At 33.5% G+C, this 25,127-nt stretch carries 21 protein-coding genes; 9 read left to right on the top strand and 12 right to left on the bottom strand.

Going from position 1 to position 25,127, the window contains the following annotated elements:
* Position 1: 1 nt before the first annotated feature.
* The 3 genes from AC1Q7L_RS04220 to AC1Q7L_RS04210 form a co-directional block, all read right to left on the bottom strand.
* Positions 2–967: a D-2-hydroxyacid dehydrogenase gene (locus AC1Q7L_RS04220; protein WP_410690265.1), complete on the bottom strand. Its 966-nt coding sequence runs from the start codon at positions 965–967 to the stop codon at positions 2–4.
* A 58-nt stretch (positions 968–1,025) separates the two neighbouring features.
* On the bottom strand, positions 1,026–2,090 hold the full coding sequence (gene serC / locus AC1Q7L_RS04215; protein WP_410690266.1) for a 3-phosphoserine/phosphohydroxythreonine transaminase: 1,065 nt from the start codon (positions 2,088–2,090) through the stop codon (positions 1,026–1,028).
* 123 nt (positions 2,091–2,213) lie between these two features.
* Positions 2,214–2,564 carry a 4Fe-4S binding protein gene (locus AC1Q7L_RS04210; RefSeq protein WP_054508722.1) on the bottom strand — a complete coding sequence of 117 codons (351 nt, stop codon included), beginning with the start codon at positions 2,562–2,564 and terminating at the stop codon, positions 2,214–2,216.
* Between the two features lie 59 nt (positions 2,565–2,623).
* Here AC1Q7L_RS04210 and AC1Q7L_RS04205 point away from each other — a divergent pair, with 59 nt between their 5' ends.
* Genes AC1Q7L_RS04205 through AC1Q7L_RS04195 form a run of 3 tightly spaced genes read left to right on the top strand, consistent with a single transcriptional unit; the run spans position 2,624 to position 4,873 of the window.
* Positions 2,624–3,658 (top strand): aldehyde dehydrogenase family protein, encoded by a 1,035-nt coding sequence (locus AC1Q7L_RS04205; protein WP_492306531.1) that lies wholly within the window; start codon positions 2,624–2,626, stop codon positions 3,656–3,658.
* A gap of 44 nt (positions 3,659–3,702) precedes the next feature.
* On the top strand, positions 3,703–4,149 hold the full coding sequence (locus AC1Q7L_RS04200; protein ID WP_492306530.1) for a peptidylprolyl isomerase: 447 nt from the start codon (positions 3,703–3,705) through the stop codon (positions 4,147–4,149).
* 37 nt (positions 4,150–4,186) lie between these two features.
* Positions 4,187–4,873 carry a Bax inhibitor-1/YccA family protein gene (locus AC1Q7L_RS04195; protein ID WP_492306529.1) on the top strand — a complete coding sequence of 229 codons (687 nt, stop codon included), beginning with the start codon at positions 4,187–4,189 and terminating at the stop codon, positions 4,871–4,873.
* A gap of 172 nt (positions 4,874–5,045) precedes the next feature.
* Here AC1Q7L_RS04195 and AC1Q7L_RS04190 read toward each other — a convergent pair whose 3' ends face one another.
* The 5 genes from AC1Q7L_RS04190 to AC1Q7L_RS04170 all read right to left on the bottom strand — a co-directional run bounded on the left by AC1Q7L_RS04190 (position 5,046) and on the right by AC1Q7L_RS04170 (position 10,663).
* Complete coding sequence (locus tag AC1Q7L_RS04190; protein ID WP_027375263.1) at positions 5,046–5,294, bottom strand: DUF6952 family protein; 249 nt, start codon at positions 5,292–5,294, stop codon at positions 5,046–5,048.
* The gene (locus tag AC1Q7L_RS04185; RefSeq protein ID WP_066758846.1) at positions 5,294–5,602 is read right to left on the bottom strand and encodes a thioredoxin family protein; all 309 of its coding nucleotides are present in this window, start codon (positions 5,600–5,602) and stop codon (positions 5,294–5,296) included. The genes AC1Q7L_RS04190 and AC1Q7L_RS04185 overlap by 1 nt, the downstream gene beginning before the upstream one ends.
* A gap of 106 nt (positions 5,603–5,708) precedes the next feature.
* Positions 5,709–6,341 carry a peroxiredoxin gene (locus AC1Q7L_RS04180; protein ID WP_410690271.1) on the bottom strand — a complete coding sequence of 211 codons (633 nt, stop codon included), beginning with the start codon at positions 6,339–6,341 and terminating at the stop codon, positions 5,709–5,711.
* 149 nt (positions 6,342–6,490) lie between these two features.
* Entirely contained in the window at positions 6,491–9,430 is a 2,940-nt protein-coding gene (locus AC1Q7L_RS04175) for a M16 family metallopeptidase (RefSeq protein ID WP_492306528.1), read from the bottom strand.
* Between the two features lie 39 nt (positions 9,431–9,469).
* Entirely contained in the window at positions 9,470–10,663 is a 1,194-nt protein-coding gene (locus tag AC1Q7L_RS04170; RefSeq protein WP_492306527.1) for a pyridoxal phosphate-dependent aminotransferase, read from the bottom strand.
* A gap of 203 nt (positions 10,664–10,866) precedes the next feature.
* Between AC1Q7L_RS04170 and AC1Q7L_RS04165 the strand changes: the two genes are divergently transcribed.
* The 5 genes from AC1Q7L_RS04165 (at position 10,867) to AC1Q7L_RS04145 (ending at position 16,544) form a co-directional block, all read left to right on the top strand.
* Positions 10,867–12,132, top strand: a complete 1,266-nt coding sequence (locus tag AC1Q7L_RS04165; protein ID WP_492306526.1) for a M28 family metallopeptidase — start codon at positions 10,867–10,869, stop codon at positions 12,130–12,132.
* Between the two features lie 74 nt (positions 12,133–12,206).
* Positions 12,207–12,842: a 16S rRNA (guanine(527)-N(7))-methyltransferase RsmG gene (gene rsmG / locus AC1Q7L_RS04160; protein ID WP_410690277.1), complete on the top strand. Its 636-nt coding sequence runs from the start codon at positions 12,207–12,209 to the stop codon at positions 12,840–12,842.
* A 64-nt stretch (positions 12,843–12,906) separates the two neighbouring features.
* Positions 12,907–13,314 (top strand): hypothetical protein, encoded by a 408-nt coding sequence (locus AC1Q7L_RS04155; protein ID WP_492306525.1) that lies wholly within the window; start codon positions 12,907–12,909, stop codon positions 13,312–13,314.
* A gap of 3 nt (positions 13,315–13,317) precedes the next feature.
* A complete protein-coding gene (locus AC1Q7L_RS04150; protein ID WP_492306524.1) occupies positions 13,318–13,854 on the top strand; it encodes a DUF922 domain-containing protein in 537 nt (178 codons plus the stop codon).
* Positions 13,851–16,544 carry a PD-(D/E)XK nuclease family protein gene (locus tag AC1Q7L_RS04145; protein WP_492306523.1) on the top strand — a complete coding sequence of 898 codons (2,694 nt, stop codon included), beginning with the start codon at positions 13,851–13,853 and terminating at the stop codon, positions 16,542–16,544. Before AC1Q7L_RS04150 ends, AC1Q7L_RS04145 begins: the two co-directional genes overlap by 4 nt.
* A gap of 70 nt (positions 16,545–16,614) precedes the next feature.
* On the opposite strand, the gene AC1Q7L_RS04140 is transcribed toward AC1Q7L_RS04145, so the two are convergent.
* The 4 genes from AC1Q7L_RS04140 to AC1Q7L_RS04125 all read right to left on the bottom strand — a co-directional run bounded on the left by AC1Q7L_RS04140 (position 16,615) and on the right by AC1Q7L_RS04125 (position 22,018).
* Complete coding sequence (locus AC1Q7L_RS04140) at positions 16,615–18,558, bottom strand: T9SS type A sorting domain-containing protein (RefSeq protein WP_492306522.1); 1,944 nt, start codon at positions 18,556–18,558, stop codon at positions 16,615–16,617.
* Positions 18,559–18,720: 162 nt separating this feature from the next.
* Positions 18,721–19,899 (bottom strand): acyl-CoA dehydrogenase family protein, encoded by a 1,179-nt coding sequence (locus tag AC1Q7L_RS04135; RefSeq protein ID WP_492306521.1) that lies wholly within the window; start codon positions 19,897–19,899, stop codon positions 18,721–18,723.
* 112 nt (positions 19,900–20,011) lie between these two features.
* Positions 20,012–20,806 (bottom strand): NUDIX hydrolase, encoded by a 795-nt coding sequence (locus AC1Q7L_RS04130; protein ID WP_410690284.1) that lies wholly within the window; start codon positions 20,804–20,806, stop codon positions 20,012–20,014.
* 24 nt (positions 20,807–20,830) lie between these two features.
* The gene (locus AC1Q7L_RS04125; protein WP_492306520.1) at positions 20,831–22,018 is read right to left on the bottom strand and encodes an MFS transporter; all 1,188 of its coding nucleotides are present in this window, start codon (positions 22,016–22,018) and stop codon (positions 20,831–20,833) included.
* Positions 22,019–22,195: 177 nt separating this feature from the next.
* Here AC1Q7L_RS04125 and AC1Q7L_RS04120 point away from each other — a divergent pair, with 177 nt between their 5' ends.
* Positions 22,196–25,117, top strand: coding sequence for a SusC/RagA family TonB-linked outer membrane protein (locus AC1Q7L_RS04120; RefSeq protein WP_492306519.1), 2,922 nt, complete (start codon positions 22,196–22,198; stop codon positions 25,115–25,117).
* Positions 25,118–25,127 lie beyond the last annotated feature (10 nt).

Genomic DNA, 25,127 nt, shown 5'->3' with positions numbered 1-25,127 from the left:
TTTATAGTATAGTTTCTTTTTGTAGCTTAATAATTTGTTCTGCAAGTTCTAATCCGATTTTTTCCTGAGCATCAACCGTATTTCCACCTACATGTGGAGAAAGGGATAAAGCAGGATTCATTAATAATGGAAGTTCCGGAGTAGGTTCGTTTTCAAAAACGTCTAAAGCTGCTCCAGCCACTTTTCCTGACTCAATAAAATCAATTAAAGTAACTTCATTAATAACGCCGCCTCTTGCAGTGTTGACAATATAAACACCGTCTTTCATTTTTTCAAATTGGGCGGTATCTATGATATATTCGTTTGTTTTTGGAGTGTTAATGCTAATGAAATCAACGTCTTTAAGGAATTCATCTGAATCATTAGTTGAAGTGATTTCAAAATTTATAGTCTGTCCGTCAAAAAAGTCTAACGTAAGAACCTTTGTTTTAGGCTTTCTTGTTAAGACTTTAATTTTCATTCCTAAAGCAATTCCCATCTTCACAACTTCCTGACCTATACCTCCAAAACCTATAACACCTAAAGTTTTACCTGAAAGTTCATAAGCATTGCTGAAAGATTTTTTCATCGCATTAAAATGCGTTTCACCTTCCAAAGGCATCAATCTGTTTGATTCGTGAAGGAATCTTGCCAGAGCAAAGAAGTGTCCAAAAACCAATTCAGCAACCGATTTTGAAGATGCATTTGGAGTATTGATCACTTTTAAGCCTTTTGTTTTGGCATAGTCAACATCAATATTATCCATACCGATTCCGCCTCTTCCTACAATTCTAAGAGTCGGGCAAGCATCAATAATATCTTGTCTTACCTTGGTTGCACTTCTTACCAAAAGGACATCCACATTATTTTCATTAATGAAATTAATAACGTGATCCTGAGCAACTCGGTTATCTAGTACTTCGATTCCTGCATCTTGCAATGCTTTTCGTCCTGCTTCGGAAATTCCGTCGTTAGCTAAAACTTTCATGGTTTTATATTTTTCTGAAATGTCTTAATTTTTCAATTTTTTCAGTCGCCTAATATAGTTATTTTATAGATTTCATTACATCTACCAAAACTTGCACGCTTTCAATAGGTAAAGCATTGTACAAACTAGCTCTGTAACCACCTAAACTTCTGTGACCATTCAGTCCGCTGATTCCCGCAGCTTTCCAAGCAGCGTCGAATTCTTCTTTTTTGCTGTCATCGATCAATTTGAACGAAACATTCATCAAAGAACGGTCTTCTTTTACACAAAACGTCTCAAATAACGGATTACTATCAATTTCATCATATAAAAGTTTTGCTTTTGCTTCATTTCTTGCTTCAGCAGCAGCAATTCCTCCGTTGTTTTCTAGATGTTGCAAAGTCAATAGAGATGCATACACAGGGAAAACCGGTGGAGTATTATACATAGATTCTTTTGAAATATGCTGAGAATAATCTAAAATCGACAACATATTTTCTCTTCCTGTTTTTCCAAGGATTTCCTTTTTAATTACGATCAAAGTAACTCCTGCAGGTCCCATGTTTTTTTGAGCTCCGGCATAGATTAGATCAAATTTAGAGAAATCCAATTGTCTTGAGAAAATATCAGAACTCATATCGCAAACCATCAAAGTATCAACTTCAGGGAAAGACTTCATTTGAGTTCCGTAAATCGTATTGTTTGAAGTACAGTGGAAATAATCGTACTCTGAACCTATCGTATAATCTTTAGGAATGAAAGAATAGTTTTCCTCTTTTGAAGAACCTACAACATCTACATTACCTAATTTTTTTGCTTCCTTGATTGCTCCTGCAGCCCAAGTTCCCGTATCTAAATAAGCCGCTTTTCCGCCAACTTTTAGCAAGTTGTAAGGAACCATCGCAAACTGCAGACTAGCGCCACCTCCTAAATATAAAACTTCATAATCATCCCCAAGGTTCATTAATCTTTTTACAATCGCACGCGCTTCGTCCATTACTGCAACGAAATCCTTGCTTCTGTGAGAAATCTCAAGAAGAGAAAGACCAATACCGTTAAAATCTAAAATCGCTTCTGCCGATTTTTCGAATACCTCTTGTGGTAAAATACATGGTCCTGCGCTGAAGTTGTGCTTTTTGCTCATATTTTTATTTTTTTGGTTTTGGTAAGAACTTTCGGGCTTACCGTTTCATTTTTAATATTTTACTTAGATCTTTTGAAATATTTGGTTAAAAAAACCGTCTCATACTGGCTGAGACGGCGTTTTTTATTCACCGTGTAAAAATGCTTTCTTGTTAAGCAATGCTTCTTCAGATTCTACATGATCTTCATCAGGAACACAGCAATCTACCGGGCAAACCGCTGCACACTGTGGTTCTTCATGGAATCCCTTACATTCTGTACACTTATCTGTTACAATAAAATAAACATCATCATTTACAGGCTCTTGCGGTGCATCTGCATCCACTGTAAGTCCTGATGGCAATGTGACAGTACCTTTAAGCTCAGTACCCTCGGAAGCTTTCCAGTCTACTGCTCCTTCATATATTGCATTGTTGGGACACTCTGGTTCGCAGGCACCGCAATTAATGCATTCATCAGTTATTTTAATAGCCATCGCTAATTTTTTTTAAATTTGCACAAAATTACAAAATATTCCCCAATTTTACAGTAATTATGAATATCGAAAATCAAGTTTTAGGACTTATTAACCTAAGTGATTATATAAAAGAGTTTTTAGCAAAAGATATTGCTGAATATAACGAGAATGATTCTGATTTTGAATTATTGTTAAGAAAGTCTGAAATGGAAAATCCATGGTTTACCATTGATAATCAGAAATTTGCTTTAAAACAATGGTCGGATCTGCTGACGGAAGAAAATATTAAGGATTGGATTAAGCAATATTCTATCTCTAAAATCACAAAAAGAGTAGGATTGATCCTTGCCGGAAATATTCCTTTGGTTGGATTGCATGATGTGATTTCAGTGGTGTTGAGCAATCATATTCCGGTGATTAAATTATCTTCAAAAGACAGATATATGGTTCCGTTTTTATTAAAAAAATGGAAAGAGTTTTCTAACGATAATGTTGAATATGAATTTGTTGAAAGGCTAGAAAGTTATGACGCAGTGATTGCAACAGGAAGCAACAATACAGCAAGATATTTAGAATATTACTTTAAAAATCATCTGAATATTATCCGTAAAAACAGAACTTCAGTTGCCATTTTGAAAGGTGACGAAACTGTTGAAGAATTAAAACTTTTAGCGAATGATATTTTCCAATATTTTGGATTGGGTTGCAGAAATGTAACGAGAATTTTAATTCCGGAGGATTTTGTAATTGACAGATTGTTTGAAAGTTTTGTAGGTTATCAGGATATTATCAATCATAATAAATATGCGAATAATTATGAGTACAACAGAGCAGTTTATCTTTTAAATCTGGATAAATTCTGGGATAATAATTTTGTGATGATGAAAGAAGATGATAAATTATTCAGTCCACTTTCTGTCATTAATTTCAGCAGATATTCTTCTTTGGATGAAGTTAAAAGCTTTATTGCTGAAAATGAAGAAAATATTCAATGTATTGTTGCTAAAGAAGAACTTGGCCTGGATTCTGTATATTTCGGACAAGCGCAAAATCCAGGTTTGGATACTTATGCGGATAATGTGGATACGATGAAATTTTTAGAATTAATTTAATTTTACGTATCTTCAATTGTAAATTTATATCCGAAATTACTAAAATGAAAAAAATATTTTTAATACTTTCAATCTTATCTGTACAGCTTTTCTTTTCGCAGGAAGTTGTTGATTTAAAGGTAGAAAACAATCGAAAGACAGAAACTCCTTTAGATCTGAATAAAAAACAGATTGATCTATACAACGGGAAATTTCTGCAATTTATCACTGCCCTGAAATCATCTGACAGAAAAGGAATGGAAGCTTTACTTTCCGACAAGGCAAAGCAAGTAGTGACCGATAAAGTGTTTACAAAACTGTCGGCAGATATCAATACAAGCAAAAAACTTACGATCATTAAAACAGGCTATAAACCTTTGATAGACGGTAATAGTTATCCGATGATCCAATATAAATACGCTGATGATAAGTCTGCTGATCCAAAGGAGGTAATTACAGCAGTTTTTGAAAATAATGGTAAGATTCTTGGAGTTAAGCCATTCAAAAAATAATTTATTTTTAATTATATTTAAATAAAAAATATAAACTATGATGACAGATGTTTTAGTGGCGAATTCTACAGACGTAGAAAAGGCCAGTTTTTACAAGAAAACGTATTTGCATGTTGCTTTGGCGATTCTTGGATTTATTGGAGTTGAAACCGTTTTATTAAAAGTGGTTCCTGAGCAATTGATCGTTGCAATGTTCGCGCAAAGATTCGCTTGGTTGTTGATTATTGGTGTGTTTTGGTTAGCTTCAGTTTTAGCTGCAAAATGGTCACTTTCACAAAGTAAATCAACGCAATATATGGGACTTGGATTTTATATTTTGCTTGAAGCGGTTATTTTCTTACCGTTAATTTATATTGCGATGGTGTATTCCGGAGCGCAAGTGATTTTCCAAGCAGCGACATTAACAGTTGCAATGTTTGCAGGAATTTCAGCGGTTGCTTTTACTTCTAAAAGAGATTTTTCTTTTCTAAGAAATATCATCGTAATTGGTGGATTTATCGCATTAGGATTAATCGTTGGCGGAATGCTTTTCGGTTTCAATCTTGGACTTTGGTTCTCTGTAGGAATGGTGATTTTGGCTTCTGCAACAATTTTATATCAAACAAGTAAGCTTAAAGATTCTTACGCTACAAATCAATATGTAGGAGCTTCGTTACAGCTTTTTGCTTCTATTATGTTATTGTTCTGGTATATCTTGAGTATTTTGATGAGCAGAAGAAGCTAATTTAAAATAAAGAAATTTTATAAACCCAAAAAATCCTGATGTCTTTTCATCGGGATTTTATTTTTGGTGGTTTAAACACAAATGACACTAATTTTATCACAAATAAACACTAAATTTTTATAAGCTTATTTGTGTAGATTCGTGAAATATTTGTGGTATTAGTGTTTAAGTTTTATTTATCAATCGATCCTAAAACCTTTTGAGCAAAAGAATTTAAAGCATCTTTCTCGCTCATTCCGTTTTGTACGTTGGCGTGAACTTCCAGTGCTCCACAGATGTTTGTAATTAACTCACCTGCAACGTTTAAGTCCTCCTCACTTGTTCCTCTGAATTCACTGAAACTTTCTAAAACTTCTAATGTTTTTTCAAGATTTTCAGGAGTTTGATTTTGGTAAAACTGTCTTATTACGGGTAACTTCATTATGCTAATTCGTTAAAAAGGTTAATTAAACTTTCAGCCTGATTAGATTGAACCTGATTTACCAATTCACCATTTTTGAAGATCGCGAAAGTAGGTAAATTGTCAACTTTAGCTAATTTTCTGCTTTCCGGTAATTTTTCTGCATCTACATAAAGGAAAGGGATACTGTCATTTTCAGAAGCTAATTTCTTGAATTTTGGCTTCATAATTCTGCAGTTTCCGCACCATGTTGCTCCGTATTGAACAACTACTTTTTCATTGTCTGTTACGATATTTTGTAACGTATCTTCGGTTAATTCTGTGTACATAATTGATTTGTTGATTAATAATTTAATTAAAAAAGGAATGAGATAATTTGAAAATGCTCCTAAGAATCATCAGCAAACTATCTCATTGCCATATTAACACATTAAATTAATTCTTTGATAAATATTCAGCAGTTGAATTTCTGTCAGCTTTCATTGCATCTTTTCCTTCTTCCCAGTTTGCAGGACAAACTTCACCGTGCTTCTGAACGTGCGTGTAAGCATCGATCAATCTTAAATATTCTTTTACGTTTCTTCCTAAAGGCATATCGTTTACAGACTCGTGGAATACTTTTCCAGTTTCGTCGATTAGGTAAGTTGCTCTGTAAGTTACGTTAGAACCTGTGAAAACTTCTTCTCCCTCATCGTTATATTCGAAATCCTGATCTACAATTCCTAGCATGTTTGCCAATTGTCTGTGAGTATCAGCTAAAAGTGGGTAAGTTACCCCTTCAATACCTCCGTTATCTTTTGAAACGTTCAACCAAGCAAAGTGTACCTCGTTTGTATCGCAAGAAGCACCGATTACTTTAGTGTTTCTTTTTTCGAATTCACCTAAAGCCTCTTGAAAAGCGTGAAGTTCAGTGGGACATACGAAAGTGAAATCTTTTGGATACCAGAACAAAATTACTTTCTGTTGGTTTTTAGTTGTTTCTTCGAAGATGTTGATTCTAAGATCATCACCCATTTCAGACATTGCATCAATTGCTACATTCGGGAATTTTTTTCCTACTAAAGACATAATTTTCTCGTTTTTATAATTAAATTTTCTGTGGCAAAGATAAGAGTATTTCATCTATCGAACAAGTTGATTTCGATAAATAAAATCTATAATTGTTTTTGATGTAGTACAAAGAAAAAAGCCCTGTTTCCAGAGCTTTTTCATTTATTTTAGTAACCGAATATTTCGTTTAAATTAAGTTTTTTTACTTCGCCTAATTTCTTCATATCGGCTTCATTTACTTTGTCTTGCGATGCTACTAAGCAGTAAGTGAAGTTCTTGCCTTTCATTTCCTTGTCATGGAAGCTGTTGATGTCTGTAAAAGCTAATTTCGGAGCCTGATCGTAGACATTCTTTCTCATATCAAAGTTATTTCCAAGCTTTTGGGATCTTAAATAAGAGAAGATAATTCCGTCCTGGGTTATTCTTTCGGAAGCAATAGATTTTTTCAATCCATTTTTCGCTGTTTCGAATAATTGATCAGATTTTGGAAGTGTTGTCAGAAGTTCATTCATCGCTAGAGTAGAGTCATTGAACTTATCAGCCTGCGTTCCTACGTAAGCCATAACGATATCCTTATCTTCTTTTTTGCTCGGAAGTGAGAAATAAGAATAAGTAGAATATGCTAAAGCCTTAGATTCTCTGATTGTCTGGAAAACAATAGAACCCATTCCGCCTCCAAAATAATTGTTGAATAAGCTTACAGTCGGCGTTATAGAAGCATTGTACTGATCAGAATTTCTCACCCAGAAGATCTCGGCTTGAACCATATCATAATGAGCAAATAGAACTTTGCTTTTATCTGTTGGAACCTGCGTAAAAGTCTTAGACTTCGGCAATTCTTTCAATGTAGCAGGAAGCTTGTGAACTGGAGTTAAAGAAGCAACAACTTCATTTCCTGCTTTTGGTCCGTAATACAATACTCTATGCTTGAAATTAAAAAGATCATGAAGAACATTAATTAAATCTTCCGCTTTTAAAGCATCTAATTCAGCATCACTTAAAACATTATTGAAGGGATTTTGAGCGCCATATTGTGCGTAACTTCTCAAACCTGCCATAATGGTAGATTTGTTCTGTTTTGCATTGTCTCTTGATTTTTTCAGTCTTATTTTATAGGCATCCAAAGCTTTTTGATCTGCCTGAGAATTTTTAATTAAATCTTCAAATAAAGCGATTGTTTTATCGAAGTTTTCATTTAAACCTTCCAAAGTAACATAAGTTTCTTCGTTTCCTGCGCTTACATTAAAGCTTGAAGCTAATTTGTAAAACTCTTTACTTATCGTTTCGGAAGATTTATCTTTTGTACCTAAATACTGTAAATATTCCGCTGCCAAAGGAAGAATTTTGTTATTCCATTTTCCGGAATCGAAATGATAATACAATCTGAAAAGCGCATTATCTGTATTTTTTACAGAAAGAACATCTACATTTCCAAGCTTGTTTTTAGTGATATCTTTATCAAAATTCAGCCAAACCGGAGCAATTGCATTTTCCGGCATTTCCTCAACTTTTTTCAGGAATTCAGATTGATCTTCTCTGTTTACAGAAATCGGAGTAATGGTAGGCTTGTCAACTTTTACAATACTTTTATCTTCACCTTTTCTTTTATAAACAGCAACATAATTGTTAGCTTGAAGATATTTTGAAGCGAAATCCATAATATCTTTCTTGGTAAGCTTTGAGATCTCTTCTACATATTCAAGAGAAGTTTTATGATCGATATCAGAAGTAAATTCATCCATCAAAATACCAGCTCTTGACGAATATTTTTCATCTTTCTGAATGATGCTTTTCTTCTCGTTGTTTACGATAGATTGGATAAGGTCATCCGAAAATTCACCTTTTCTTAATTTATCGATTTCCTGAAGCAATAAGTTTTTAACTTCATCTAAAGACTGTCCCTCAGTAGGTTTCCCCTGTAATAAAAGAACAGAATAATCTTTTAAAACATAAGGAAAAGCGTAAGCTCCCAATAATTTTTGCTTTTTAACAAGATCAAGATCAATCAATCCTGCCTGTCCGTTGGTAAGCATGTTTCCAACGAGAGTTAATAATCTTGCATCTTTAGTTGTAGCACCCGGAAATCTGAATCCCATCATCAAACTTTCAGGATTTGGACCTAAAACTTCTTTTGTGATCGGAGCCGTAATTGCTTTTTCCTGACCGATATTGTAAGTTGGGATTGGCTTAGATTTCATATAAGAAAAAGCCTTATCTATTTTTGCGATTATTTCATCAGGATTAAAATCTCCCGACATAATAATTCCCATATTATTAGGAACATAGTAATTGTTGAAATATTCTCTAATTGCTGTAAGAGAAGGGTTTTTCAAATGTTCGATAGTTCCGATTGTTGTCTGTTTTCCATAATTATTGTTTGGGAAAAGACTTTCAAACATTTTATCGTAAACTTTGTCGCCATCATCATCAAGAGATCTGTTTTTTTCTTCGTAAACAGCCTCCAATTCAGTATGGAAAAGTCTCAAAACAGGTTGCCTGAATCTTTCTGCCTGAACCGTTAAAAATTTATCTACAACATTCGAAGGAATATCTTCTGTATAAACAGTTTGCTCGAAAGAAGTGAAAGCGTTTGTTCCATCTGCTCCCATATCTGCCATTAATTTGTCATACTCGTTGGCAATGGCAAATTTTGCGGCTTCTCCAGAAGTTTTATCGATTTCTTTATAAATTTCCTTTCTCTTGGCTTCATCTTTAGTTTGATTATACTTTTCGTAAAGTGCATCAATCTTGTCTAAAAGTGGTTTTTCTTTTGCCCAGTCTTTAGAACCGAATTTGTCTGTTCCCTTAAAAAGCATGTGTTCCAGATAATGCGCAAGACCTGTATGATCTGCGGGGTCTGTTTTACTTCCTGCTTTTGTAGCAATATAAGTCTGGATCCTCGGATCTTTATTTGTAGGACTTAAAATGACCGTTAGCCCATTTTTAAGTGTATAATATCTCGCCGAAGTAGGGTCGTTCGTTACATATTTGTAAGAATAACCGTTAGATTTGGCTTCTTTCCACTGGAAATCCTGCCCAAAAGCGTACCCTGTGAAACTTGCCGCAGCAATACTTGTGGCAATGGTGAGTTTTTTGAAAAAGTTCATTCTTCTATTGTGTTGGTTGTGTTTTATTTATATAATTTTTTAATTGAATTTGCTTAATAATTCTTTAATTCTTCTCATCGCTTCTCTTAAATCATCCTCCGAAGCTGCATAAGAAAATCGGATACATTCCGGGCTTCCGAATGAAACTCCGCCAACACATCCAACATGAGCTTTTTCTAAAATAAACATAGCGAAATCATCAGCATCTTTAATTTCTGTTCCATCTAAAGTTTTACCGATATAATGAGAAATATCCGGGAAGAAATAGAATGCAGCTTTAGGCAAAAGAACTTTAAAACCTGGAATTTCCTGCATCAGATCGTACACAAGGTCTCTTCTTATTTTAAAAGCATCGATCATGTATTTGTATTCAGAAGGATCGGTTTGTAAAGCAACAATTGAAGCTCTCTGAGCAACTGTATTCGCGCCGCTTGTCATTTGTCCCTGAATTTTTTCACATGCTTTTGCCAGCCATTCCGGACATGCAGAATAACCGATTCTCCAGCCCGTCATTGCGAAAGCTTTAGACATACCATTAATTACAGCAGTTTGTTCATACACTTCAGGAAACTGAGCGATAGAAGTCGTTTTTGTTTCGTAATTGATATATTCGTAGATCTCGTCAGAAATTACCGTTATTTGAGGATATTTAGCAATAACCTTAGCTAAAGACTTTAACTCGTCATACGTGTAATATCCACCTGACGGATTACACGGAGAACTGAATAAAACAGCCTTAGTTTTCTCTGTAATCGCCTCTTCTAATTGTTCTGCAGTGATTTTAAAATCATTAACATATGAAGTGGTGATCATGACAGAGTTTCCGCCCATCATTTTTACCATTTCATCATAACTTACCCAATAAGGAGCAGGAAGTAAAACTTCATCACCATCATTGATAATCGCTGCTAAAACATTAATAATGGCTTGTTTAGCACCATTAGAAACACAGATTTGTGTTGGTTTATAGTCTAAATTGTTATCTCTTTTTAATTTATTAGAAATTGCTTCACGAAGTTCTAAAAATCCCGGAACGGGAGAGTAGTGACTGTAGTTTTGATTAATTGCATCAAAAGCGGCTTGTTTTATATTGTCCGGAACGTCGAAATCGGGTTCTCCCAATGTTAAACTGATGACATCTATTCCGTTAGCTTTCATTTCTCTTGCCTTGTTAGACATTACAAAAGTTTGAGAAAAGCCTAGTCTTGTTACTCTATCTGAAAGTTTGCTCATGTAGTATTTTTGTATTGTAACAAATATATAATAAAAACTTAACGTGAATAATGTCTGACTGAAAAAAATGGTAACTCAAACTATAGATTTCTTATATTTACAATACTCTCGTAAAATCACATTTGTTATGAAATATTCTCTTTTTTTATTATTTGCTCCTTTCTTTATTTATTTATTCACAGGTTCCTCCAAAAGACGATGAAGTGAAAAAATATGTTTCTGAAGTAAATTCTGATTCTTTAAAATCATACATCAATACGCTGGTTGGTTTTCATACCAGACACACTTTAAGCTCAACTGATGATAAAAGTAAAGGAATAGGAGCGGCAAGAAATTGGGTGCTGAAAAAATTTAAAGATTATTCAAAAAACTCCAATGGAAGAATGGAGGTTTATATACAACAACAAGACATTCAGCCGGATGGAAAAAGGGTAGACCAAGTAACTAACTTAGGAAACCCAATTGCTTATCTCAAAGGAACAGATCCAAATGATAAAAGAATTTTCCTGATCTCAGCACATTTGGATTCCCGTGTCACCAATATTATGGACAGAACTTCTTTTGCTCCCGGCGCAAACGATGATGGCAGTGGAGTAAGTGCAGTTATAGAAGCCACAAGAATTTTAAGTAAATCTTCATTTCCGGCATCTGTAATTTTTGTTACGTTTTCCGGTGAGGAACAGTCGCTGTTAGGTTCTAAATTATTGGCAGAAAAAGCCAAAAATGAAAATATGCAGATAGAAGCTGTTTTAAATAATGACATGATCGGCAACAATAAAGCCGGAGAAACCGGTGAAATAAATGATCACGTACTCAGAGTTTTCAGTGAGGGAATTCCTTACATGGATTTAGATAAAAAAGCAATGAGCATAAGAAATATCGGACTGGAAAATGATGGAGATTCCAGACAACTGGCTCGCTACATAAAAGAGATTGCAGAAAAATACGTAGATAAAATTGAAGTGAAATTAATATACAGAAACGACAGATTTCTACGTGGTGGAGATCATTCAAGCTTCGTCAATTATGGATTTCCCTCAGTAAGACTTACCGAATATTATGAAAACTATGACCATCAGCATCAGGATGTAAGAACAGAAAAAAACATCAAATATGGAGATCTTCCGGAGTTTATAGATTACAATTATCTCAAGAAAAATGTTGCCTTAAATATTGCTGCACTTGCCAGTCTTGCCAAATCAACTTCGAAACCCGAGCGCGTAGAAATCGAAGTGAAAGAACTTACTAATTCTACCGTTTTGCATTGGGAAAAACCGAAATTCGGGACTGTTGCGGGATATTATGTTTTAGTAAGAGAAACAGATAGTACGATTTGGCAGAAAAAGATATTTACGACTGAACTTTCTATTAAAATTCCGCTTTCTAAGGATAATTATATTTTTGCAGTACAGGCTGTTAATCAATTGGGAAATTTGAGTTTACCTGTTATTCCGAGCATTGCGAAATAATTTGAGATGGATGAAAATTCATTTAATTTGAATAAAAGTGAAATAAAACATATTTTTGCAATATAATAATTCACATGTCTATATCGTTACTATTAAAATATTTTCCGGATCTTACAGAAATTCAGATTGAACAGTTCACAAAATTGGAAGCACTTTACAATGAGTGGAACGAAAAAATCAACGTAATTTCCAGAAAAGATATGGAATCTCTATATGAAAAGCACATTTTACACTCTTTAGGAATCGTAAAAGTGATGGAATTTGCTCCCGGAACCAAAGTTTTGGATATCGGAACAGGAGGTGGCTTTCCCGGGATTCCTTTAGCGATTATGTTTCCTGAAGTACAATTTACTTTAGTTGATTCTATTGGAAAGAAAATAAGTGTAGTAAATGCTGTTGCAGAGGGAGTTGGGTTGAAAAACGTAACTGCAATTCACGGAAGAGCGGAAAAAGTAAAAGAAAAATTCCATTTTGTAGTAAGTCGAGCGGTTACTCAAATGCCCGAATTTTTGAGATGGTTGAAAGGCAAATTTGAAAAAGAACAATTCAACGCAAAACACAATGGAATCTTATATTTAAAAGGCGGCGACCTTGCAGAAGAGCTTGCCGGACTTAGATGTGAGATCTCCAACCTTAAAAACTATTTTGATGAAGAATTTTTTGATACTAAAAGAGTAGTTTATGTATCAAAAGGTAATTTTAATTCTTAATTTATTATAATTAGGGAATAATTTTTGCTGTTTATTTAATAATAATCAAAAATTGTAAAATGTTATGAAAAAACTTTTAAATATTGGGTTTTCGGCAATAGTTTTAGGGTTATTTTTTACTTCGTGTAATGATGATGACGATTATCAAACCATCGAATCAGTCGATAAAATAAAGATCGATAGTGTGAAGATTCTTAATGATACAATGGATGTTTTCACCGTGCAAAGTATTAAGACGTATTCAACCTATTCATCTCAGTGTGAAGGGTTTTACGGGTATGATTATATTCACAACAGCAATTTAACAAGAACAATTACAGCTTACAAATATATCAGCAACGGGCCATGTGTGCAGGGAAATCATGTTGGGGCAAGCCAAATTAATTTTAGTCCGCAACAGATTGGAACCTATACTTTTAAATTCTGGAATGGTGGTAGCAACTGGATCACTAAAACAATTGTAGTAGAATAAATAATGAAATGGATTTTTTTAGTTTGTTTATTGATAACCAATGTCTTATTTGCTCAAAAAATAGTTTGGCAGGAAGGATTAAAACTGAATTGGAGCAATTTTAAAAGTAATATAAATAATCAACGCGGAACCAATGTTGTAGCCTATACAAACTGCGGTTGGGTATATTCTGTCGTAAAATCCTCAAATCCAAAATCTCCTGTAAAAATTAAGATCGAAACCATTTTTAACGAAGATAAATCATGGAAAGATGTCAAAAAGATTAATGATTATGTTTTAGGACATGAGCAGAAACATTTTGACATTGCAGAAGTATTTGCCCGAAAGCTTCGAAAGGAAGTTCAGGAAAAAATAAAGACTTCAGGTGATTTTAATAAAAATTTTCAAGCTATTTATAACAGGCTTTTAAATGATTACAGAAACTTTCAGGTTTTGTATGATAAAGAAACAAAGCATGGGATGGATGAAGCTAAACAGACTGAATACGACAAAAAAATCTCTGAAGAATTAGAAAATTTAAAAAGTTATAAAGCCTCTTGAAATTCCTCAACAAAATAATCAACGAATTATTAGCTCAAAATACAGATCTTTCTGCATTTAACATTGTTCTGCCAGGTAAGCGTCCAATCGTTTTTATCAGACAGATTTTAGAAGAACATAATTACTCAGGCTTTCTTCCCAACTTTTTTACAATCGAAGAATTAATAGATCAAATTGCTGACAAACAGCCGATTCAGGGGATTTCTGTTTGGCTTTTTGCTTTTGATGTTTATAAAAGCCTTAATCTTATTCCAAATGATGATTTTTCGGATTTCTTGAAATGGTTTCCGACATTGTTGAAGGATTGGGATGATATTTTAAAGTTTTCTGAAAGCGATCAGGCAGTTTTACAATACATGTTTGATGAAGAAAGGATTAAAGAATGGGCTCAGGATCTCGGAGAAGATGATGATGTTCCAAGAAAAAAATTCCTTAATTTCTGGAGAAATATGAATGTTTTTCTTCCTGTTTTAAAGCAAAAGCTACAGGAAAAAAACTGGGCAACATCTGGAATGATTCACGAAACCGCAAAATCTAAGATCATTAATTTTGCTAAAAATACACCAAATAAATTCGTTTTTTGCGGATTTAATGCCTTTACTCCGGTTGAAGAAAAACTGATAAGAAGTCTTTTGCAGTGGGATAAAGGGCAATGTTTTTTTCAGGGTGATCATTATTATTTTGATGATGAAAGACAGGAAGCCGGAAAATTTTTGAGGAACCATAAAACATGGAAAGAATTCAATGACAGCAGAGCTTTTCAATGGATTGAGGATGATTTTAATCAACCAAAAAATATAAAGGTTTACGAAGTTTCAGGAAATGTAACCCAAACAAAGATTCTTCCTGAAATTTTCAAAGAAATTGAAAATAAAACCTATTCAAATACAGCGGTTGTTCTATTGGATGAAAATTTGCTTCCTGCGAGTTTAGATGTAATGTACGCCGTTGAAAATCTGAATATTACCATGGGTTTTCCTTTGAAGAATTTGTCATTTTCTAATGCCATAAAACAACTGTTTTATTTGCAGAAACAACTGGAAAAGAACAAATCTTCTTATTATTACCGAGATATTTTTCCTATCCTTGAAGAGCTTCCGAAATCTGTTGAAGATGAGCAGATTATCATTCAATTTAAATCTAAAATAGAGGAGAGGAATATCGTTTATATTTCAAGAAAGCTATTGAATGAGCTTTTAAGCGAACTATCTTATTTTAATTTGCTTCAAAAAGCAAATTCTACGAATATCTATCTGGATATGTTGATCGACTTTTGTAAGCAGATCAAATGGCTGGAAATAGATGATATTCAGTATGAAAACGTTTCTCATTTTGAAAATGCATTCAGAATTATAAAAAATCAGGTTGCTCCATATGATTTCCAAATTAAAATGGAAACATTGGAAATTTTGATCAATCAGCATGTGAATACAGAAAGTATTGATTTTCAAGGTGAACCTTTGCGCGGGTTACAAATTATGGGGCTTTTGGAAACCCGTCTTTTGAATTTTGAAAATGTAATTATGCTTTCTGTGAACGAAGGAAAATTACCATTAGGAAATTCACAAAACACCTATATTCCTTTTGATATCAGACGATTTTTTGACCTTCATACTTTTCTGGAAAATGACAGTATTTATGCCTATCACTTTTACCGACTGATTCAGGATTCTAAGAATGTTCATTTATTGTTTAATGCTTTAAGTTCGGGTGTAAATACGGGTGAAAAAAGTAGATTTATCACTCAAATTGAAATGGAAAGTTCTCATCATATTGAACACCTAATTATTGAGAATTCTTCCGAGCCAATTACCACTCAGCCTATCGAAATTCCAAAGACAGAAATTGTCTTGGAACGTCTTGAAAAATGGAAAGAAAAAGTATCAGCTTCTCATCTTACAAGCTATCTTTATAATCCTATTGATTTTTATCTTTCGAAGATTTTGAAGACCTCAGAAACTGATGAAATTGAAGAAGAATTATCCGTGAAAAATTATGGGAATTTAGTTCATTATTCACTTCAAGAGGTTTATGAAGTATTAAAGGGTAAAGTGTTAAAGGAAAATGATTTAAAAGAATCAATTAAAGCGGTTGATAAATATATTGATGTCGCCATTGAAAAGCTTAAACATCAACCAGAGTTCTACGAAAAAGGAATGAATTTCATTCACAAAGCAATCGCTAAAAAGGTTATTGAAAGTGTATTGAATGTTGATTTAGAATTAGTAAAAAATGGAAATAAATTAGAAATTCTTGATATCGAAAAAAGGTTCGAAAATGTAGATTTTTATTTAGATGAAAACAATAAAGACCGAATTTCTTTCTTTGGATTTATTGACAGAATTGACCGTCTAAATGGAACATTAAGAATCATCGATTATAAAACAGCGAAAATTAAAAATCTTACCGTAAAAATCGATGAAAATAATGTAGATGAGTATTTCCTTAACAGTGACAGAAAACAAGCTTTACAGCTATGCATCTATCAGTATGTGGTACAAAATCTTCCGGAGTTCTGGGGATTACCAATCGAAACAGGAATCTGGAGTTTTGCTGAAGCGAGAAAGGGCGTTGTTTCGTTACAGTTCGAAAAAGGGAATATAGATGATGCGATGAAATCCATCAAAAGTTTAATTCTGGAAATTTTAGATCCAAATCTTACCTTTATTGAAGATATTAAATCGTATTAAATAAAAATGCACTCCATTTCTGAGGTGCATTCATTTAATTATAAAAATCTGTTATTGAGAATGTTAAATGCTAAAGTTTTACTTTTTTATTAGTTATCTTTCCATTGTTTTGAGTGATTTGTACGACATAAATTCCTGATTCCAAGCTTCTTGATTCAAATTGTGACTGATTGATTTCCTGGTTTAAAATTAAAGCTCCCGAAATACTATAAATACTGATATTTTTCAAATCATTTTTAGCTTTAACAATGATTTGGCGGTTTTTTGTAAAAATTTCCGGATTGTCATTTAATATAACATCACCAACTTGTTTTTTGAATTGAAGATTATAAAATTGAGTTACAATTTCAAAAGTATAATTCTGATTATCAATATCATTTAAATTAATTCCGCCATTTTTAAGATATTGCTCCTGAGTTACTGTTTTTACTAAATTTTTATTCTCATCAAAAATATTAACAGCCGATAATTCTTCCGGATTAATTTTTAAACTTAAAATATTATTGTTATTTGATTTTACGATCTCATTTTCAGGAACTTCTGTTGGTGTATTCTTAATGTAAGGAATTAATTTGTTTTCATTATTTTCAGATACTTTTAATAAGTAAACTCCATCTTTTAAGGTGCTTAGGTTGTTATTAGCCATTGATTTACGTTCAGATTTTTCTTTGTTGAAATCTGTAACTTCAACCAATTGCATGCCTTGCAAATCTGGTTTTATCTGAGAAGAAAGTAGTGAACTTGTTTTTGGCTGATTATCAGCATTTTTTGAGGTTAAAAGCGCCCATTCATTGAAAAGTCCGCCACTTCTTAATGTATTAAACTTTGCATTTGAAGCCAAAACAAATGGCAGAATTCCGCCTGCATGGCCTAAAGGCCCCCAATAGAAAGGTTCTAATTTATATTTATTCAAATCCCACCACGGATAGTAACCTCTCTGCACATCGATGGTTTTGGAGGTATTTTCGGGATGAATGGCAAGGTCTACCGTAGAATGTCCCAAAGTCATCGGCGTTTTGTTATACCAATCGTAGACATCACTTACTCTAAGACATTGTCGTAGTTTATTATTGTTGTTGTTGGTGACATCGTTTATAAAGTTTTGAGTGAATAATTTTCTCCAAATGAATGGTCCCCAAAGAAGTCCGCCATGTTCCTGAATAACATTTTCATTATATTTTTGAAGGTATTCCGGTGAAATAACCTCTGAAATATTGTTGGTATATGTTTTATAATCTGTATTATTACAAGTGTTTACAACATTCGCCAAAAATGCAGTAAACGGATAAATTTCTTTTTCTATAACTCCTTTTTGAAGAGTAACTCCAGAAAAATCATAAGGTCCGTCGCCCATGTAAGCGTACTTGAAATTCAGATTGGTCGGGTTTGAAATATTTAACTTTTTTAAGGTCGACATCGCAGCGTGAGCGCCTTGAGAATAGCCGGTTAAGAAATATTCGTTGTAACGTTTTATATTTAATTGTGTTAAAACTTTGTTGGCAGCCGTTACAAAATCAATCGTAGCAGAGGCTTCGGTAGGATAGTGGACGTATGGATGAACACCGTCGCCGCTACCCATCCCTACATAATCAGGAGCCATAACGATATATCCGTTAAGAGCGTAAGAAAGCTCAACTACAAAACCACCGTACAAAGTACCTCTTAAATTAGAAGGAACGTTATTTCTTGTGTCTGTTGTACCATGTTCAGAAACCACTGTAGAAAGCTTATAATTTACGTTGGGATACATTACAAGTCCAGTAGCTTTTACAAGTGTATTGTTTTCATTTTTAGTATAATAGGTTATTTTATAAGCTTTTAAACCTACATTAAAACCATTAAGGTAAGAAACAAAATCAGGCGTGCTTTCTTCCCCAAAACTGTTTGCGATGAAATTAACTGCTCCTTGTGGCGTTAAATCCAGTTTTTGTTCAAAGTTGACAACATCACCTGCCTGTTGTGAAAAGTAAAATGGAGCCGATAGTCCCAAAAATAAAAGACTTAATTTTTTCATAATTCATATTTTTAGTTCATGTTAAATTAATTTTTTTTAATAAAACAAACAGTAAGTTGTATAATCAATAATTATTCATTGAATACAAGTTCTATGAATTATGTCCAAAATAAAAGAGCCTGATCGATCGACCAGACTCTTATTTATCTATTTTTTTAATTTTTAGAAAGCGTTGATACCTGTAATATCCATTCCTGTAATTAATAAATGAACATCGTGAGTTCCTTCGTAAGTAATTACGGATTCTAAATTGGCAGCGTGTCTCATCATTGGGAATTCGCCCATAATACCCATTCCGCCAAGGATCTGACGAGATTCTCTTGCAATATCAATAGCCATTTTCACGTTATTTCTTTTTGCCATTGAGATCTGTGCCGGACTTGCTTTATGATCGTTTTTAAGATTTCCTAACTGTAGACAAAGCAACTGAGCCTTAGTGATTTCAGTTAAAAATTCCGCTAATTTTTTCTGTTGTAGCTGATAAGATCCGATTGGCTTTCCAAACTGCTTTCTTTCTTTAGAATATTGCACTGCAGTGCAATAACAATCAATTGCAGCACCAATTACGCCCCAAGAAATACCATATCTTGCTGAATTTAAACAAGATAAAGGTCCTTTTAATCCTGTAACTCCCGGAAGCAAGTTTTCTTTCGGAACTTTCACGTCATTAAATACCAATTCTCCTGTTTTTGAAGCTCTTAAGCTCCATTTATTATGAGTTTCAGGGGTTGTAAAACCTTCCATTCCTCTTTCAACGATCAATCCCTGAACTTTTCCTTCTTCATTTTTAGCCCAAATAACAGCAATGTCGCACAATGGAGAGTTTGTGATCCACATTTTAGCTCCATTTAAAAGATAATGATCTCCCATATCTTTAAAATAAGTTTCCATAGACCCCGGATCTGACCCGTGGTTAGGCTCTGTTAATCCAAAAGAACCGATCATTTCACCAGAAGCTAATTTTGGTAAATATTTTCTTTTCTGCTCTTCAGAACCAAATTCGTTAATAGGAAACATCACCAAAGAACTCTGTACAGACGCCGCAGAACGAACTGCAGAATCACCTCTTTCCAACTCCTGCATGATAAGACCGTAAGAGATCTGATCTAAGCCTGAACCACCATACTCAACCGGAATATATGGGCCTAAAGCTCCAATTTTCCCTAATTCTCTCATCAAACCTGGGATGTCTGTATGATCTTGTGCAGCCTTATCAATTTGTGGCATTACAAAACTTTCAACCCAGTCTCTTATTGATTGACGAATCAGTTTATGTTCTTCGGTAAGTAAAGCATCAATTCCGTAATAGTCGGGAATGCTTGTAAGAGGATAATATGACATGTAATTTAATTTTTCTAAAAATAAGACTTTTCGCTATTCCTGAGAAATTTTTTTTGAATGGAGTTTTTAATAAAATTCTCGGATTTATTTAATAATTTTCTGAACCTGAATATTACAATTTTTCATCCTCATCATTGGAGATAGGATACTGATTAGTAGGATTGTAAATTCTTTCTTTGAATTTGTACAGGTAAGGAGCTTTGTTGGCAGAACCGTCATAAAGCTTCTCTAATCTTTCAAGAATATTTAAACTTAAAATTTTTCGCTGAAAATTATTTCTCCTGAATGTCTCACCCAAAATGGTTTCATACAAAGATTGAAGATCTTTCATTGTAAATTTCTCGGGAAGAAGGTTACTTGCAGCTACCTCGGTATTGATATTCATTCTTAAATATTCCAAACCAGTTTCTATAACTCTGTCATGATCGAAAGCCATTTTTGGTAACTTATTGACCTCAAACCACTCACACGTTTCATTAAAAGCGTCAGGAAAGGTATTTGCAATAGAAAAATCGATCAAACTGCAATAACCTACCGTGATAAATCTCTGGAAGATCCAGTGATCTTTTGGAACTTCAATTCCTTTATTATTAAGCAAGATTTGATGTACATTATTCTCTGTACGGTCAATTCTTCCGAAAGTATGAAACTGTTTTAAAAATAAATCTTTAAGATGTGTTCTTTCGTATAAAACACGGGCTGCTGCTTCACGAAGATCTTCATCATTGAAAACAAATCCGCCTGGAAGAGACCACAAATCAAGGTCGTGATACTTCAAAAGAAGGACTTTTAAGATATTATTGTGAAAACCAAATATGGTACAATCCACCGACACATGTGCTACAAAGTCTTTTGTATCAATGAGTTCCCGTAGAGTTTCTTTGTTTTTTGTATCCTTGATTTCCATGACAGTAAAAATAAAATTATTTTTCTATATCTTTTTATCAGCAACCCTAAAATAAATTAAACTTATCGTAAAAAGCACAGTTACAGCGAGTAAAATATATAAAGGATAAAAATTTAACATTTGTTTTCCAAATAGTAAAGACATGATAATTGAGCTCACTGAACTTCCCAATGATGAAAATATAACGATAAGTGAAGTGAATAGATTTGCCTGTTCTTTATCGATCTGAGCGATCATTTTAGAATTAATAACAGGATAAAGCGGTGATAAGAAAAGACCAATCACAGGAAATAAAAATAAGAGCGCGATAGAATTATCGGAATGAAAATATTGCAGTCCTACAATAATAATTAAGACTAGAATAATTAGTGATAAACATAAAACATAATATTTTGATAATGAGAATCTTTGGATAATATTTGCTGTAATTGTTCTGCCTACATAAGAAAAAAGAGCTAAAAAAGAAGACGCCTGTAATGCAAAAAAAGAATTGACCTTCAAATGATTTTTATAGAAAGAGGGTAACCATGAATTAAAACTCTGCTCAATAAAAACAATGGAAAATATAACTCCTAAAAATATCAGAACTAAAGGATTAATTAATTTTGATAGCTCAGAAATAATTCCCTGATTATCAGATTGTACAGGTTCAGAAATTTTTATTTTTGAAAACAAAAATATAGTTATCATTGAAAGAACTGAAATTGATAAAAACCCAAATTTCCAGTATTCAGAAAACTGACTGGAAATCAACCAACCAAAACCTGTATTCACAACAAAAATCCCGATCATAAAAGAGGCTTCAACATTATTCATTGTTTTGGCTAAAGATTTTTCGTCTGAAACATTATTTCGGATAATTCCAAAAACACAAATTTTTCCGATCGCAAAACATGTCCCAATTATGGCAAACCACAATTTATAAAACCAAAAAACTTCCACAAAAGGCAAAATTGTTGAGCAGATACCAACAATTGTTAATGCTAAGATCAATGATTTTTTAGTTCCGATTTTGCTGATAAAATTAACGGCGAAAAGAGAAATAAATGCTATTGGAAGATCTTTAAAAGACTCCAGAAAACCCAGCTTTTCATAAGTGATATTTGCTTCCGAAAGTTGAAGAATTACAATGCCCATGCAGTTCAAAACCATAGAGAAAATTAGAAATGTAAGTTTTAATGGAAGTGAAATATTAGGAAGCTTGGTATTCATTTTGGGGATTTATTTTATTAACTTTTTATGAATTTTTATGAATTATGGCATCAAATATAGGGCTTTAAACCCCCAAAAATAAAAGGAAAATTAAAATATTTATTAATATAATGTTAATTATTTAAAAAAAAATATATTTTTATTGTCTCAATTTGAGAATTAAAAAACTAACTGTATATGAATGTAAGAATATCAAGAAGTTTGGGAATGGTTGCAGTGCTTTATTTTACTGCAAATTTCAGTGCCCAAAACAAAACGAATGACACCATTCCTAAAGAGCAAAAAATCGAGGAAGTGGTAATGATCGGTTACGGTACTCAGAAAAAGAGTAATGTGACTGGAGCAATATCAAGTATTAAAGCTTCGGACATTGAAAATTCTCCTGCTGCAGGAAGACCGGAACAAGTACTTCAGGGTAGGGCTGCGGGAGTTTCCGTAGTGTCAAATTCTGGACAGCCAGGAGCTACACCAACTGTAAGAGTACGAGGTATAACTAGTTTTGGTGCGGGAAGTAACGATCCGCTTTGGGTAGTTGACGGAATTGTAGTTGATAACATCGGGTGGCTTAGCCAGTCTGATATTGAAGGAATGGAAATTCTGAAAGATGGTGCTTCTGCTGCTATTTACGGTGTTTCAGCTGCAAAAGGGGTTGTTTTGATTACGACAAAAAAAGGAGCAAAAGGAAGAATGAATCTTTCTTATAATGGTTTCTTTGGAGTGGGAAGTGCCGCGAAAAAGCTGGACTTACTGAATGCCACACAGTATGGGAATATTATGAATGAAGTGATTGCCAATGACAATATGTATAACAATCTCAATCCTCCTAATCCTCCCATGTTTGCTAATCCAAACTCATTGGGAATTGGTACAGATTGGCAAAAACAGATTTTCAACACTGCACAACGTCAATCTCATGAATTCAGTATTAGCGGAGGAAATGATAAATCTACCTTCTTTACTTCATTCGGATATTACGATCAGGAAGGTATTGTATTAAGAGATATTTCGAATTATAAGAGAATTAACGCAAGATTTAATTCAACTCATAAAGTTTTTGACTTTCTAACCATAGGACAGACTTTTGCTTATACACATGTAACAGCACAAGGGATTAGTGATAATAATGAATTTGGAGGGCCTTTAAGTTCTGCTATTAATCTTGATCCAACAACGCCAGTTATAGCTACAGATCTTAGTCAGCCAGTTTATACTAATAATCCAAATATTGTAAGAGATCCAAATGGAAATCCTTATGGTATTTCACCATATGTAAGCAAGGAAATGTCTAACCCTTTAGCTTTCCAAGAGACTCAAAGAGGAAGATACAGATGGTCTGATGATATTGTTGCCAACGTTTTCGGTGATGTGAAAATAAATAAACACATTAATTTTAAATCAACAGTAAATGGAAAACTGTCTTATTGGGGAAATCAGGCCTTTACACCATCAGCATTCCTAAGTACAGCCAATAACAATCTATTTAATAATTTATTCAGAGAAGTTCAAAGAAAATTTGAATGGAATACGGAAAATACTCTTACCTATCAAAATAAATTTGGAGAACATAATTTAAGCGTTTTATTAGGCCAAGGTTATTATGAATATAACATCAGTTATGGGCAGAATGCGACATACAAGAATCTTCCAACGAACGATTGGCAAGAAGCTTCGTTTAATTTTGATGTTGGAGAGGGTAACAAAACTTCTAATGCTTGGGATGGGAAGCAGACGCATAAAGCTTCTTATTTTGCAAGAGTAGTTTACGATTATAATAACAGATATCTATTTACAGGTACAATCCGTAGAGATGGATCATCAAGATTTGGAAGTAATAATCACTGGGGGAATTTTCCGGCAATGTCTTTGGGGTGGAATGTTTCCAACGAAAGCTTCTGGCCAGAAAACAATGTAGTTACCAGCTTTAAGTTAAGAGGTGGATATGGAGTATTAGGGAACGATGCAATTGACGAATTTGCATTTGCAAACTTCCTTGTACCGGGTAGTAACTATGCTTTCGGAGATAATATCATTCGTGTAGGATATGCACCAAGTACATTAGAAAATCCTGATCTGAAATGGGAGAGAACATCACAATTCAACATTGCAGCAGATCTTAAAATTTTAAGAAATTTTGATTTAAGTGTCGATCTTTACAGAAAAAAGAGTACCGATATTTTAAGAAGAGTTGAGCTTCCTGGTTACTTAGGTTTAAGTCAAAATCCATATAGAAATATTGGAGATATGAATAACGATGGGATTGAGGTAACTTTAGGCTATAAAAAGAATTGGGGAGATTTTGGTATTTCTGCAAATGGTAATTTTGCCTATTTAAAAAATGAAATTTTAAGATTGGAAGGAAACAGAGAATATGTTCCATTCGCGGGTTTCCAAACATTGGGGAATGTATCTAGATTACAAGTTGGCGAATCTTACGGTTCTTTTTATGGATACAAAAATATTGGAGTTTTCCAAAATCAGGCAGAAATTGATGCTTACAGAAATTCAAATGGAGGTTTGCTTCAAGCAAATGCAAAACCTGGAGATTTTAAAAGACTGGATGCTAACGGAGATGGTAAAGTTGATATCAATGACTATGTTAACTTAGGTAATTCTGTACCAAAATATACATTTGGCTTTACTCTAAATATGAATTACAAGAACTTTGATTTAATGGTATTTGCGCAAGGACAAGCCGGAAATAAAATCTTCCAAGGTTTGAGAAGGCTTGATATACCGGAATCAAATTATCAGACATCAATTTTAGATAGATGGACAGGAGAAGGAACTTCTAATACGGTAGCAAGATTAACTAAAGATGATCCTAACCAAAACTATACAGCAATGTCTGATTATTATCTTCAAAACGGAGATTATTTGCGTATAAAATTAGTTCAGTTAGGATACACACTTTCTAAAGATGTAGCAAAAACTATCGGAGCTTCTAAAATAAGATTTTATGTAACAGGAGAAAACTTAGTAACCTTCACAAAATATACAGGTTATGATCCTGAAATCGCAGGTGCAGATACCTTCGGTATAGACAGAGCTTTTTATCCACAGGCTAGGACTTTCCTTTTTGGAGCTAATGTTCAATTTTAATTAAAAGAAA

It is taken from the genome of Chryseobacterium sp. GW823-FHT05E08, assembly GCF_058795655.1.
Note: the sequence above shows the minus strand (reverse complement) of the source record. Positions and strands in the feature narration are given on the sequence as shown.